Source organism: Deinococcota bacterium, assembly GCA_030858465.1.
GTDB lineage: Bacteria > Deinococcota > Deinococci > Deinococcales > Trueperaceae > JALZLY01.
Genome location: JALZLY010000322.1, coordinates 1 through 13,509, shown reverse-complemented (window position 1 = coordinate 13,509; position 13,509 = coordinate 1). Strand labels below are relative to the sequence as shown.

Below are 13,509 nucleotides of genomic sequence, written 5' to 3'. Positions count from 1 at the left end.
CTAGGGGCTGGTCTTGGCCAGGTCGTTGAAGCGCACGTGGGCGTTGTGGAACTGGAGCTCGACGGTGCCGACGGGTCCGTTGCGCTGCTTGCCGATGATGATCTCGGCGACGCCCTGCTTTTCGGACTGCTGGTCGTAGTACTCGTCGCGGTAGATAAACATGACCAGATCTGCGTCCTGCTCAATAGCCCCAGAGTTGTGACTGACAAGACCATCCGCGAGCCACGAAGCGGGTCCGGGTACGGTCAGATCATACACCTCTTCCACGCCCGCAGGCTCGATGGAGACGATGCGATCCCAGAAGAGGTCATTCTCGCACAGGTTGCGCAGGGTCTGGTCGTCGAGGACAGCGAGGTAAGTTGCCAGCATGGCTCTCGAGGGCCCGAATTGGAAATGTGAATTGCCCCCATAACTTTTGCCGCGCAAGAGCGCCATCCGGCGCTGAGAGATGCCTTGCTCGCGCATGAGCTGTTTGACGCGATCAAAGACCTCTTTGGGTAAGGTATCTACTTTGGGTAAGGTATCTACGTTGGTGTTTGCCTTCATGATTGCCAGTGCCTGGGTCAGCTTTTCCGCCTGTTCCTGCCGAGGGCCAAAGCCTCCAACGAGTATTAAGAACATTTGCTGGCTGGAGAGCCCCGAGACATTGACGTGGTAATTGGGCTTGTAGCCAACCTTCTCCACACGCTTGGTGCGCGCCACGATACCGAGCCGCAAAAGCAGCGCGGCAACGTCGGCTGCCAACCCAGGGCTGCTTGTTCCATAATAGATCTTGTGACTACCTCGCTGACCGGCTTTTCGGGTGTGAATGCAGCCGTCGGTTGCCCAGAGGTGGCGCAAGAGCAGGGCGATCTGCCTGTTGCCGAGGCGGAACGCCTCGGTGGGAACGCGCTTTTCAAACGAGCGCTGGTTGAAGATAGCCAACTCCTTTAGCCACTTGCCCACGCCCTGCGGTCGCCAGCGGTTGCCGTTGCCGCTGATGAGGAGCTGATGCCAGTTGTTGCGGCCCGGGTACCTGCTGACCCTTGCGCCAAAGGCCTCTTCGGCCGCGCGCTGAACTACCTGGCTGTTCTCCTCGGAGTTGGTGCTGTAGCGCAGCGGCTGCCCGCTAAGGTAGCTGCCGTCGCCGATGAGCTGGCCGAGCAGCCTGACCTGGCTGTCGGGCCAGCACAAAGCTTGCTCCGGTTCGGGCAGTTGCCGCGCCAAGGCCAGGCGCTCGCCCACCTTCAGTTCGGCGACGCGCCGCCAGCCGTCGAAGCTCAGCAGGCGGTGCTTGGCGGTGGCGCGAATCACCCGGCCGCTGGCCAGCCGCAGGGCGAAGACCGGTCGCTCGCCGACCCGCCAGACCTTGTCGCTGCGCGCGCTCACCAGACCTCCCTCGAGGGTTACGGCGACGACGTCGGGCGTGGTGCCCACGAGCTTGCGGATGGGCAGGCGGCGGCCGTCGGCGAGCACCACCAGCGTGTCGCCGGTCACGCACTCGCGCAGGTCCGAGAGCATGGGCCGCTTGTTGGGGCGGCTCTCGACCGCGCGTGAAAGCTGCGACAGGACCAGGACCGGGATGTCGAGCTCGCGCGCCAGGGCCTTGAGCCCGCGTGAGATGGTGGAGATCTCCTGCTGGCGGTTCTCGCCGAAGCCGCCGCGCCCGCCCGCGCTCATCAGTTGCAGGTAGTCGATGATGATGAGCCCGAGGCTGTGCTCGGCCATCAGCCGGCGCGCGCGGCTGCGGAGTTCCATGATGCTCATGTCGGCAGCGTCATCGATGAAGATCTTGGCCTCGGCCATCTTGCCGGCGGTGTCGGCGAGGCGCTGGAAGTCGCGGTCCGAGAGCTGGCCGTTGCGCACCCGGCTCATATCGACGCGCGCCTCAGAACAAAGCATGCGGGTGACGAGCTGGACACCCGACATTTCCAAAGAAAAGATGCCGATGGTCTGGCCCGAGCGCAGGGCGGCGTTCTGGCCGATGGTAAGGGCAAAGGCGGTGTTATGGGTAACGGTCATGTCCTCCAACAGAAATAAGCCGTCGCCCGAGAGGGTAAAGCCGTAGTAGTCGTCGATGCTATCGGCTTCGACGGTAACCCCGGTCACCTGCCAGTCACGGAGGTGCGACCACGGCTTGGCCCTCTTGCGCGGTACGCGCACCGGGATGAGGTGCACGTCGCCGTTGAAGCGCACCCGGTAGACCTCGCAGTGGTACACCGTGCCGTCCTCGCGCTTCAGGCTCGCCCTCCTGCTCGTCAGCGAGGTGCGGTAGCCGAGTGTGTCGCAGAGGTATTTGATCTGCCTCGCCAGGTTCTCGCGCTTCGTGGTGATTTCGTAGGAACCGTTTTGATTGGCTAAATAATGCCCGTCGGCGTCGATGAGGCCGGCTAAGAGCTCGAGTCGTCGAGGCCGCGAGGTGAGCAGATAGCTTTTGGGAATGTGCTTATCGCCGAGGACGCCCAGAGCCGCTAGTTGGCCCTGAAGCGATGCCTCCCTATCGGCAGCAGCACCTCCGCGGCAGCCCCTGGTAATCGCGTAGCTGGGACAGTGGCCGCCTTGGGCGTCGACGCTGACGATCATGTCCAGGCGGGCGGCGTAATCGTAGAGATAGCTGACGATCTCCTGGTCGGCGGCGGCAACCCTCACCTTGCAGGTGGCGCCGTCCCCCAACCACAGACCCAAAAAGTAGGGCTCTACGGTGGTGGGCGTTTCGGGGAACTCGACGCCCACCTTGTATCCCTTGAAGGTGTTCTGGAATTTCGGGCTCCGCGCCAGCCACTCCCTGACCGAAAGGTTCACGACCTCGCCCTTGTCCGGGTTGCGGCTACGCTTCAAGGAGACGATATGGCTGGCATTGACGCGGTAGTCGATTCCGTGGCGCTGTCTGACCCAGTACATCATCTCCCGGCCGCGGGCCAGCGAGAGCACTTGGCGCGGGCTCGAGTCGGGCCCCAGCAGGAGGTCGCCTATCTCGAGTTCCTCGACGGGCTTGAGCATGCCGCCATACATAACGACTTTCGTGCCCTTGCCGAGACACTTGCCCATCGACGGCCGCGCCGCCAAGACGTTCAGGGAGCTCGGCTGCAGACCGGCGGTAATCGAGTCGAGTTCCTTAAAGCCCGTGCGCAGACCCGAGACCGGGTCGTCGTTGCCGAAGAGCTCGTTGATGTAGGCAAAGGTGTCGCTGACCAGGCTGCCCATGCCCAAAAAGGCGTGCTTGCGCTTGCTGGTGGCGAGCTCGAAGATGCGCGACTCGGCCTTGTCGAGAATCTGCTCGAGCGGCTGGGCCTGGTCGTAGGCGGTCTGCATGATCTCGCCGCTGGTCGAAATCAGGTCGCGCAGGGTGGCCTTTTCGGCGACGATCTTGGCGTAGTTTTCGGCGTAGGCGGCGGTCGGTACACTGTCGGCCAGGCCGATCAGGTAAGGCACGCTGCCGACCCCCTCGAGCTCGCCTGTCTGTCTCAGTTCCTCGGTCAGGGTGACCAGGTCGATGGGCTCGGCGCGGCGCGCGAGCCGCTCCATCGCCCTGAAGATCTTGCGGTGGCTCTCCTTGTAGAACTGCGCGGCGGTGAGCCTGCCTTCGATCTGGGCGTAGACGTCGTTGTCGAGTAAGACGCTGCCGAGCACGCTCTCTTCGGCCTCGAGGTTCTGGGGGGGCATCCTGCTTTCCACGAGAGTATTCTATCCTTGTGGCTTTCACCGGGGATTAGGGCTGGGCGTTAGGGCTGGGCGGAAGTGAAAAACCCGGCGCCTGGAGTGGAGCGCCCAGGCGCGACGCCGCCAGCGACTACGCGGGCCGGGTGACTACGCGGGGATGTCGCAGCCTGTAGAATGGCGGCTGATGCTCGACCTCGCCGCCCTCATCGCCGCCTATCTGATCGGCTCGCTGCCCCTGGGCAGCCGCCTCGTCAAGTGGATGACGGGCTACGACGCGCGCGACATGAACGCGCACAACCTGGGTGTCGAAAACCTCCTGCGCTTTGTCGGCGCCCCCGTCGCCTTTGCCTCCTTTGCCCTCGACATCCTCAAGGCCTTTGGCGCGGTGGCGCTCTTTTTGGGCAGTCCCTGGGCGGCTTTGGGCGTCTACGCCGGGCACCTCTTGCCGCTGCCGCTCATCGACCAGAGCTCGCTGCCGCGCGGGCGCGGCAACGGCGTCATCCTCGGCGTCCTGGCGGGCCTCTGGGCCTTTTCCGGGGTGCCGCTCTTCGTGGTGGTCGCGCCCGTGCTTCTCTACTCGGCCCTGCTGGCCTATACCGGCTTCGTGACCTTGGCGACGCTGACGAGCCTGCTGGCCTTGCCCCTGCTGATGGCCCTGAGCGGCCAGCCTCTGGGGGCGATGTGGGCGACGGGCCTGCTCTTCGGCTTGGCGCTGTGGCGCCACAAGGTCGGCCTGGCGCGCATCGTCGACGGCACCGAGCCCAGGCTCGGCGACAGCCCGCCCGTGCGCGGCCGCGACCCCAGGGTGGTCTACGCTGCCTTTATGATTCACGCGCTCGCCCTAAAGGACGTCTGGCAGCCCGGCAGCCTGCGCTGGATGGGGCCGCTCTACGAGCGCGGGCTCCTGAGCGAGGGCGTCATCCGCTGGTTCTTGCCGCGCATGCGGCCCCTGGCCCACGCCAAGCTGCGCGGCATCGAACTCGCCGACGGCCGCGAACTCTGCGTGCTGATCATCTCCGGCCCAATGCTGCCCGACCAGATTCGGGCGCGTCCCGAGCAGGCCACGGCCATGGCCATTCAGGGTGCGCGCTTGGCCTATGAGCTGGGCGCGGAGGCCTTTGGCCTGGGCGCCTTTTGGTCCACCGTCGGCAACAAGGGCCAGGACGTGCAGGACGCCGTGCCGCAGATCCACATCACCAACGGCGGCGCCTACACCGCGGCCTCGGTCAAGGCGGCCGTGCCCGAGCTGCTCCGGCGCTTTAGGGCGCAGGGCGGCTCCTTGAAGCGCGCCAGTGCCGCGGTGGTCGGTGCCGGCGGCGTGGTCGCCTTTGGGGTGGCGCGGGTTCTCGCCGCCGAGGTCGCCGAACTGGTCTTGGTAGGCCGTGATCTGGCCCGCCTGGAGCGCAGCGCCGCCACCCTGCGTAAAAAGCACCCGACGACCACCGTCAAGACGAGCGCCAGCGTAGCCGACTGCGCCGCCTGCGATCTGGTCTTTACCGCCACCTCCGACCCGGACCCGGTGCTCTACGCCGAGCACGTCAAGCCCGGCGCCTGGGTCTTCGACCTGGGAAGGCCGGCCGACGTGGACAGCAGCGTTCTGGAGGTGCCGGGCGTCCAGGTGATCCCGGGCGGTGTGGTCAGGCCGCCGGGCAGCATGAAGAGCGAGTTCGACTTGCACTTTGGCGACGGTTTGATCCCAGCCTGCATGGCCGAGACCATGATCATGACGGCCACCAGGGAGTTTGGCCGCAAGTCGCTGGGGCCCGTCACCAAAACGGCCAACCTGGGGTTCTATCTGCGGGAGGGCAAGCGCTTGGGCTTTGAGATCGTGACCTGGGACGAGCGGGTGGCGGTCCTCTCGGAGGTGGCGTGAGAGCGGCCTTTCACCTGCCGGGCAGCTTCGAGAGCCGCGACGCCGAGACCCTGCTGCTCTGGGAGGCGGGCTGCCGCGGCCTCGAGGAGAGGGACGGCGCCGTCATCGCCTACTTCGACGAGCAGGTCGAGTTGCCCCTGGCGGGCGAGTGGCGGGGCGTGGACGAGGTGGACTGGCTGGCGAAGTACTATGCCGAGCTGAAGCCCCTGCGCAGCGGCCGCCTGCTGGTCTCGCCGACCCACTGTCTGGTAGAAGCGGGGCCGGGCGAGCGCCTGCTCCGGCTCGACCCCGGCATGGCCTTCGGCACCGGCCACCACCTCACCACGCAGCTCGCCCTGAGGGCGCTCGAAGCCCTCGAGCTCGCCGGCAAGGCCGTTCTCGATGTGGGCTCGGGCTCGGGCATCTTGGCTATCGCCGCCGACCTGTTGGGCGCTGAGGACGCGCTTGGCATCGACATCGACCCGGCCACGGTGTCGGTCGCCAGGAGCAACCGCGCGCTCAACCGCTCGGCCGCGCGTTTCCGCGAGGGGGTGTTGGACAGCGGGGTGGCGGACGCCTCCGCGGATGTGGTCGTCGCCAACCTCTTCGCCGAGCTGCACGCCGAGTTGGCGCCCGACTACCGCCGGGTCCTGCGCCCCGGAGGCGTGCTGCTGGCGACGGGCATCTTGGAGGCGCGCCTGGGACTCGTCTTGAACGCCCTCGGTGAGCACTTTTCCGAGGTGGCGAGTGAACCCCAAGACGGCTGGGCGCTGGTGACGGCGAGACCGTGAGGGTGCTGCCGTGAGGGTCGCACCGTGAGAGTCCGGCGGGTCTACCTGCCCGAGTTGGCAGCGGGCGAGCGGCTCCTCGTCGGCCCGGACGCGCATCACCTGAGCCGGGTCCTGCGGCTGCGGCCGGGTGACGCCGTCAGGGCCTTCGACGGCGAGGGCGTGGAGGCGGACGGCCGCGTCATGAGCATAGCCGAGGTCGCGGTGGCGCTCGAGCTCGAGGCTCCCGTCGAAACGACGCGCGAGTCGCCCCTCGAGGTCACCTTGGCGGTGGCGCTCTTAAAGGGCGACAAGATGAGCGACGTGGTGCGGCACGGCACCGAACTGGGCGCCGCGCGCTTCATCCCCGTCCTCACCTCCCGCTGCGACGTGAGGGTGCTCTCGGCGAACAAGCTCAGGCGCTGGCGGCGGGTTGCCCAGGAGGCGGGCAAGCAGTCGGGGCGGGCGGTCGTCCCGGAGGTGACGGAGCTGGTCGCGCTGGAGGAGCTGCGAGGCGAGGAAGCGCTGGTGGCCGACCCACGCGCCGCAACCAGCCTCACCGAGCTGGCGTTGCCAGGGGCCGGCCCGCTCCTGGTCCTGACCGGCCCCGAGGGCGGGCTCACGGGAGCCGAGCTCGAGCTTCTCACCCAAGAGGGCTTTCGTCCCGTTAGGCTGGGACCCCGAATCCTGCGGGCGGAGACCGCGCCGGTCGCGCTGCTCTCCGCCCTGCTCCTGCCGGAGGCACGTTGATGAAAACCCTCATGCTCGCGCTCACCCTGCTGCTCTTGCCCGCCTGCTCGCTCGCCTATATCCCGCTCATCCCCGAGGCCCAGGTCTGGGAGCCGGTGCTCGAGCTGCGGGGCTCTGGGGGCCTCGCCGCCGAGGACGGGCGGCTGGTGCTCCGGCTGAGCCTGAGCGAGGTGCCCGAGCCCGGCTGGCTCGCCCTGCAGTGGTTCGGGCCAAACCGCCTGCAGGTTTCGGAGTCCATCTGGATCGAGCAGGCGGGCGAGGAGCGCATTGTTTTCCTGCCCGGAGAGGTTGAACTCGTCCCCGGCCTCTGGCGGGTGGTCGTCTCCTTCGATTCGGCGGTGGCGCGGCAGTTTTCGCTGACGGTGGATTGACGCGGCTCGAGCACACACGGGTCCGGGCTTGTGGTGACCTTCAGGCCTTCCAGAGCAGCAGGCGTCGCCAGGGCAAGAAAATAGCCAGACTTGGTGCTCTCCGCAGCGTAAAAGTGAGTAAAAGGGTGCCGGGTAAGAGAGCGATTGCCGTGACTGCTGACCATAACACGGTACCGAATGATGCTGAATGTACCGAGGTTCAAATGCCCAGGTAACGGGTCTTGAGCTCGGGCTGCGCCTCGAGCTCGTCTGAATCTCCCGTCCAGACGATGCGGCCCTTCTCGAGGATGGTGTTGCGGTCTGTCACCTTGAGCAGTTCCCTCAGGTTGCTGTCGATGACTAAAATGGCCTGGCCGCCCTCTTTGAGCAGCCGAATGCTGCGCCAGATCTCGGCGCGCAAGAGCGGCGCCAAGCCTTCGGTGGCCTCGTCGAGGATGAGCAGCCGGGGGTTGGTGAGCAGCGCCCGGCCGATGGCCAGCATCTGCTGCTCGCCGCCCGAGAGCTGGTTGCCCATGTTGCTGCGTCTCGCGTCCAAGGCGGGGAAGAGCGCGTAGACGCGCCCTAAGGTCCAAGGATCCTTGCGCCCGAAGGGGTTGCGGGCGGTGGCGACGAGGTTCTCCTGGACGCTAAGGTTGGGAAAGACCTGCCGTCCCTCGGGCACCAGACCGATGCCGAGGCGCGCGATCACATAGGGCGGCGCCCTGTGAATGGCGCGGCCGGCGAAGAGGATGCTGCCGGCCCTGGGCGGGGTCAGGCCCATGATCGCCCTCACCGTCGTCGTCTTGCCCATGCCGTTGCGGCCCAAGAGCCCGACCACCTCGCGCTCGCCGACGGTGAGGCTGACGCCGAAGAGCACCTGGGAGCTTCCGTAGGCGGTCTCGACGCCGTTCAGCTCGAGCATCAGCCTTTTAGGTAGGCGCGCCGCGCCTCCGGACTCGCCCGCACCTCCTGGGGCGTGCCGGAGGCGATGACGCTGCCGTAGACGAGCACGCTCACCTCGTCGGCCAGGGCGAAGACCACGGCCATGTCGTGCTCGACCAGGAGGACGGCGTGATCGGCTTTGACGGCGCGGATGAGCTCGGTCATGGCGGCGGTCTCGCTTGGGCCCATGCCGGCCATCGGCTCGTCCAAGAGGAGCACCCTGGGTTCTGTGGCGAGCGCCATGGCGACTTCGAGCTGCCGCTTTTGGCCGTGCGAGAGGCTGGCGGCGGGCGTTTCCGCCTTGTCGCCGAGGCCGACGCGCTCCAGCAGCCTCCGCGCCGGCTCGCTCAGCGCCCGCTCGCGGCGGGCGTCGCGCCAGAAGCGGAAGTGGTGAGAACTCCTGGCCTGCACCGCCAGGGCGACGTTCTCGAGCGCGGTGAAGCCCTCCAAGACGGCGGTGATCTGAAACGAGCGGGCGATACCCAGCTTGGCGCGGCGGGCCATGTCGAGACCGGTGATGTCTTGGCCGTCAACGAGCACTCGGCCGCGGTCGGGCCTGAGTTCCCCGCTAAGCTGGGCGAGCGCGGTCGTCTTGCCCGCGCCGTTGGGGCCGATCAAGGCGTGGATCCGGCCGTGATGGAGCCTCAGGCTCAAGTCCCTGGTCGCCATCAGCGCCCCGAAGGACTTTTGCAGTCCCAGCGCCTGCAAGACGGCCCCTTCGCCCTCGAGCCGCTCGGGCTTGACCGTCTCGGGCTTGACCGTCTCAACTTTGACCGTCTCAGGCTTGACCATCTCAGTCGTCTCGGCTGAACAGCCCGGCCAGGCCGCGCTTGGCGAAGAGCACGATGAGGATGAGAATCGGCCCCAGGAAGAGCCCCCAGTGCTCGGTGTAGGCGATGAGCGCCTCCTCCATCAGCAAGAACGCGCCCGCGCCGACGACGGGACCGACAAGCGTGTTCATGCCGCCCATGATGACCATCACCATGAGCTGGCCCGAGCGCGACCAGTGCATCACGCCGGGGCTGACGAACTCGCTCAGGTTGGCGAGCATGGCGCCGGCTAAGCCGCCCACCGCCCCGGCGATGCAAAAGGCGGCGAGCCGGTAGGGCAGCGGCCGGTAGCCGAGCGCGCGCATGCGCAGCTCGTTGCTTTTGAGGCCGCGCAGGACCCGCCCGAAGCGCGAGTGGACGATGCGGTGAAAGAGAAAGACCCACAGCACCAGCAGGCCGTAAGCGACGTAGAAGAAGAGCATGCGGTCGCTGAGGTCGAGCGTGCCAAAGGCGTTTGGCCCCCACCACAAGGCCAGGCCGTCCTCGCCGCCGTAGCGCCGCAGGGTGAGCGCGAAGAAGTAGAGCATCTGGGCAAAGGCCAGCGTGATCATGATGAAGTAGACGCCCCTGGTGCGCAGCGAGATGACGCCGATCAGCAGCGCAAAGAGCGCGGAGACGAACATGGCGAGCGGCCAGACGAAGAGCGCCTGGTTGAAGAGCGCCTCGCTGGTGAAACCGAGGACGGGCTCGCCGTAGAAGGCGTGGTAGGAGAGGATGCCCACGGTGTAGGCGCCGACGCCCAAAAAGGCGGCGTGGCCAAAGGAGACGAGCCCGCCGTAGCCGAGGATGAAGTTGAGGCTCAGGGCGGCGAGGCCGTAGATGGCGACCCTTGCCAAGGCCGAGACGAGAAAGCGCTCGCCCGCGGCCTCGGCGATTAAAGGCGCGACGCCGAGCAGCAAGAGGACGGCGAGGGTGAAGCCGTGGCGTCTCACCTCCCGGCTCTCACTTAATGCCCTCTCCGAACAGGCCCGAGGGTTTCAGGGCCAGGACGACGGCCATCAGGATGTAGATCGACATCGAGGCGAGCGAGCTGCCGACGGCGTTGGCGTCGGAAGGCGACAGCGCCACGCTCAAGAGGGTAGGCAGGTAGACGCGCCCCAGCGTATCGGTGAGGCCGACCAGCAAGGAGCCCACCACCGCGCCCCGGATCGAGCCGATGCCGCCGATCACGATCACCACGAAGGTGAGGATCAGAATCGTCTCGCCCATGCCCGACTGAACCGCGGTAAAGGGCGCCGCCATGATGCCGGCGAGGCCCGCCAACAGCGCCCCAAGTCCGAAGACGACGGTGTAGAGGGAGGCGATGTTGACGCCCAAGGCGCCTACCATCTCGCGGTTGCTGGCGCCCGCGCGGATCCACATGCCGAGCTTGGTCTTTTGCACCAGCCCGTAGAGGAGCAGCATGACTAGCGCCCCGACGGCGATCACCGCCAGGCGGTAGACGGGGTAGGGGACGCCGGGAATTAACTCGACCGAGCCGGCCAGCCAGGGGGGCACGTCGAGCCGCAGCGGCGGCCTGCCCCAGGTAACCCGCACCAGCTCGTTGAAGAAGAGGATCAGCCCGAAGGTCGCCAGCACCTGGTCCAAGTGGTCGCGCCTGTAGAGCCGGCGCATGATGGTGAACTCGATCAGCATGCCGACGACCCCCGCGGCGGCGACGCCGGCCAAGAGCCCCCAGAGAAAGTTGCCGGTCGCGGCGGTGACGCTGGCGGCCACAAAGGCACCCGTCATATAGAGCGAGCCATGCGCCAAGTTGATCAGGTTCATGATGCCGAAGATAAGCGTCAAGCCCGACGCCATGAGCAGCAGCGTGACGCCCAATTGGACGCCGTTCAAAACTTGTTCGGTGAAGAGAAGCATCGGGAGCGGCGGTAAAGCGCGAACCCTTTCGGGGTGTTCGGGCTTTACCGCCTTATTGAAACCTTAGCTCAGGGCATTTGGCAGTCGGCGGCGTAGGCGTCCTGGTGGTCTTCGAAGATGGTGCCGGCCAGGCGGTTGGTGACGTTGTCGTTTTCGTCCACGTAGACCTCGCGCAGGTAGATGTTCTGGATGGGGTGGTGGTTGGGGCCGAAGCGGAAGGCCCCGCGCACCGAGTCGAAGTCGGCCTCGCGGAGCGCCGCGATGAGCGCCTCGGTGTCGTCTATGTTGCCGTTCACCTGCTCGAGCGCGCTCAGGATCAGGTTGGCGGTGTCGAAGCCCTGGCTCGAGTAGAGCGTCGGGTACTCGCCGTAGCGCTCCCGGTAGGCCGCGACGAAAGCCTGGTTGGCGGGGTTGTCCAGGTCGGGCGACCACTGCGAGGTGTTAAACGTCCCCACCGCGGCCTCGCCGACCGCGTCGAGCAGGGTGTCGTCGAAGGAAAAGGCCGAGCCGAAGAGCGGGATCTCGCCCAGAAGCCCCGCCTGGGCGTACTGGCGGACGAAGTTGATGCCCATGCCGCCGGGGTAGAAGAAGAACACCGCGTCGGGTTGGGCGGCGCGCAGCGCGGAGATCTCGGCGGCATAGTCGGTCTGGCCGAACTGGGTGTAGACCTCGCCGGCGAGTCCGCCGCTGTAGTAGCGCTTGAAGCCGTTGAGCGCGTCCTGCCCGGCGGGGTAGTTGGGCGCGAGGATGTAGACGTTGTCATAGCCCTCGTCCCCTACGTACTGCCCCATCGCCTCGTGGAGGTTGTCGTTTTGCCAGGCGACGTTGAAGTAGTTGGGGTGGCAGCCGCGGCCGGCCAGGTCGGAGGGCCCGGCGTTGGGGCTCACGTAGACCACGCCGCGGCGCACCAGGCGCGGCACCGTCGCCATGGCGACGTTCGAGAAGATCACCCCGGTCATGATCCTGACGCCCTCGCGCTCGACCAGCCGGTCGACGAGCTGCACCGCCTGCTCGGGGTTCTGGGCGTCGTCCTCGACGAAGAGCTCGAGCTCGATGGGGCTGCTGCGCATCTCGACCGCGAGCTCGAAGCCTTTGCGGACGTGGTCGCCCAGGTAGCCGCCGCCGGTCGACAGCGTCGTCACCATGCCGATCCTGACGGGTTCTGCCAGAGCGTTGCCGAGCAGGCCGAGGGTACCGAAGAGAAGCACGAGAAGTCTAAAAGCGCGCATGGGACCTTCCTTTCTTTTGCTCACGCTGAGCGTACCAGCGAGTCTATAATGCCGCACCGTCAGCATAGCTCTTTTAGGGCTCGAGCCCCTTCATGATTTCTTCCTGGACGACTTCCCAGGCGGGTGTGCCGACCACCACGGGCTCGAAGTGGCCGGTGGCGGGGAGCGTCTCGAGGCGCGCGGCCTCGCCCCGCGCCTGCGCGGCGCGCACATACGCTTGGACGTAGTCGAGGGGAACGATGTCGTCCTCCTCGCCGTGGATGAAGACCTGTGGGCAACCGAGAGGAAGCAGTGCCGCCGGCGAGGCCTGCGCGTAACGCTCCGGCCGCTCGCCGGGCCCGCCGCCGAGAAGCTCCTGCGGCGCGCCCTGACAGAGCCCGCGCGCGGCCGCCTCGGCCAGGTCGGGGATGCCCGCCAGCGACACCACGCCCCGCAGGAGCAGGGGGTCGGGCCGGTAGAGCGGGCTGCTCTGGGGCAGCCGCTGCCGTCCCGCCAGCCACAGCGCCAGCTGGCTGCCGGCGGAGTGGCCGACGGCGAGCAGCCGCGCCAGGTCGAGGCCGTACTCCGGCGCCAAGGCTCTCAGCGCCTCGGTTGCAGCCGCCACGTCCAACAAGGTGGCCGGCCAGCCGCCCCCGCCGCCCAGCCGCCGGTACTCGACGTTCCACACCGCGCTACCCGCCCCCGTCAGCCTCTGCGCGGCCTGGCCGAAGTAGTCGAGGCTGACGCGCTCGCGCCAGCAGCCGCCGTGCAGGAGCATGACGACGGGCAGTAGTACCCGCACTAGCGGGGGCCTAGTGGCCCTACACTGTAGTACCCGCACTAGCGGGGGCCTAGTGGCCCTACACTGCGGCCTCGCCGCGTCAGGTCCCGGCAGGTAGAGGTCGGCGAACTGCGCCGCCGCCTCACCGTAAGCGACGCGCCGCGTCGGCGGGACGGGAGGCAGGGCCGCGAGGTGGTGGCGGCTGAGCAGGGGCGTGCCCTTCTCGAGCTCGAGGCCGTCATGCCCATCATGAACCGGAATGGTTTGACGCTTGCCGGACGTGACCTTTCCCCTCTCGGTGGCATCCTCTAGACGGCAGTGTCGCAGGACGCGCAGCTTGTGCTCTTTGCAGCTCAGCTTATCATCCGGACCTAAAAAGTCAAGGCATAAAAATTTGACGTTGAAAATAGTTGGCTGAGAGGCTATGCTGGAACAGCATTTCACCGCTGCGGATTGGAAGATGCACAGAGCGCAAGCGCAACTCGCCGACAAACACGCCGTCGTGACCGGAGGGGGTCGCGGCATCGGGG

The 13,509-nt window shown here is 66.9% G+C and carries 11 protein-coding genes; 4 read left to right on the top strand and 7 right to left on the bottom strand.

All coding sequences use genetic code 11. The features are described 5' to 3' along the window. Complete coding sequence (gene dnaB / locus M3498_15860; protein MDQ3460754.1) at window positions 1-3,654, bottom strand: replicative DNA helicase; 3,654 nt, start codon at window positions 3,652-3,654, stop codon at window positions 1-3. Window positions 3,655-3,823: 169 nt separating this feature from the next. Here dnaB and M3498_15855 point away from each other — a divergent pair, with 169 nt between their 5' ends. From M3498_15855 to M3498_15840, 4 genes are read left to right on the top strand one after another with little or no spacing between them, the layout of a single operon-like run. Continuing rightward, on the top strand, window positions 3,824-5,512 hold the full coding sequence (locus tag M3498_15855) for a glycerol-3-phosphate acyltransferase (GenBank protein MDQ3460753.1): 1,689 nt from the start codon (window positions 3,824-3,826) through the stop codon (window positions 5,510-5,512). Next, window positions 5,509-6,282, top strand: coding sequence for a 50S ribosomal protein L11 methyltransferase (locus M3498_15850; protein ID MDQ3460752.1), 774 nt, complete (start codon window positions 5,509-5,511; stop codon window positions 6,280-6,282). The genes M3498_15855 and M3498_15850 overlap by 4 nt, the downstream gene beginning before the upstream one ends. 24 nt (window positions 6,283-6,306) lie before the next feature. Then, a complete protein-coding gene (locus M3498_15845) occupies window positions 6,307-7,008 on the top strand; it encodes a 16S rRNA (uracil(1498)-N(3))-methyltransferase (protein ID MDQ3460751.1) in 702 nt (233 codons plus the stop codon). Continuing rightward, a complete protein-coding gene (locus M3498_15840) occupies window positions 7,008-7,379 on the top strand; it encodes a hypothetical protein (protein ID MDQ3460750.1) in 372 nt (123 codons plus the stop codon). The genes M3498_15845 and M3498_15840 overlap by 1 nt, the downstream gene beginning before the upstream one ends. A 199-nt stretch (window positions 7,380-7,578) precedes the next feature. Here the strand turns inward: M3498_15840 and M3498_15835 are convergent, their stop codons facing one another. The 6 genes from M3498_15835 to M3498_15810 form a co-directional block, all read right to left on the bottom strand. Next, window positions 7,579-8,280, bottom strand: coding sequence for an ABC transporter ATP-binding protein (locus tag M3498_15835; GenBank protein ID MDQ3460749.1), 702 nt, complete (start codon window positions 8,278-8,280; stop codon window positions 7,579-7,581). Beyond that, window positions 8,280-8,969 carry an ABC transporter ATP-binding protein gene (locus M3498_15830; protein MDQ3460748.1) on the bottom strand — a complete coding sequence of 230 codons (690 nt, stop codon included), beginning with the start codon at window positions 8,967-8,969 and terminating at the stop codon, window positions 8,280-8,282. The genes M3498_15835 and M3498_15830 overlap by 1 nt, the downstream gene beginning before the upstream one ends. Before the next feature lie 124 nt (window positions 8,970-9,093). Then, window positions 9,094-10,062 carry a branched-chain amino acid ABC transporter permease gene (locus M3498_15825; GenBank protein ID MDQ3460747.1) on the bottom strand — a complete coding sequence of 323 codons (969 nt, stop codon included), beginning with the start codon at window positions 10,060-10,062 and terminating at the stop codon, window positions 9,094-9,096. Between the two features lie 10 nt (window positions 10,063-10,072). Continuing rightward, entirely contained in the window at window positions 10,073-10,990 is a 918-nt protein-coding gene (locus tag M3498_15820) for a branched-chain amino acid ABC transporter permease (GenBank protein ID MDQ3460746.1), read from the bottom strand. Between the two features lie 68 nt (window positions 10,991-11,058). Beyond that, window positions 11,059-12,219: an ABC transporter substrate-binding protein gene (locus tag M3498_15815; GenBank protein MDQ3460745.1), complete on the bottom strand. Its 1,161-nt coding sequence runs from the start codon at window positions 12,217-12,219 to the stop codon at window positions 11,059-11,061. Between the two features lie 73 nt (window positions 12,220-12,292). Next, complete coding sequence (locus tag M3498_15810; protein ID MDQ3460744.1) at window positions 12,293-13,000, bottom strand: alpha/beta hydrolase; 708 nt, start codon at window positions 12,998-13,000, stop codon at window positions 12,293-12,295. Between the last annotated feature and the right edge of the window lie 509 nt (window positions 13,001-13,509).

What these genes read in the sequence shown, in the direction of transcription:
- M3498_15855 (MDQ3460753.1), top strand. Translation starts at nt 3,824, where the DNA reads ATGCTCGACCTCGCCGCCCTCATCGCCGCCTATCTGATCGGCTCGCTG.
- M3498_15820 (MDQ3460746.1), bottom strand. Translation starts at nt 10,990, where the DNA reads ATGCTTCTCTTCACCGAACAAGTTTTGAACGGCGTCCAATTGGGCGTC.
- M3498_15840 (MDQ3460750.1), top strand. Translation starts at nt 7,008, where the DNA reads ATGAAAACCCTCATGCTCGCGCTCACCCTGCTGCTCTTGCCCGCCTGC.
- M3498_15835 (MDQ3460749.1), bottom strand. Translation starts at nt 8,280, where the DNA reads ATGCTCGAGCTGAACGGCGTCGAGACCGCCTACGGAAGCTCCCAGGTG.
- M3498_15830 (MDQ3460748.1), bottom strand. Translation starts at nt 8,969, where the DNA reads ATGGCGACCAGGGACTTGAGCCTGAGGCTCCATCACGGCCGGATCCAC.
- M3498_15815 (MDQ3460745.1), bottom strand. Translation starts at nt 12,219, where the DNA reads ATGCGCGCTTTTAGACTTCTCGTGCTTCTCTTCGGTACCCTCGGCCTG.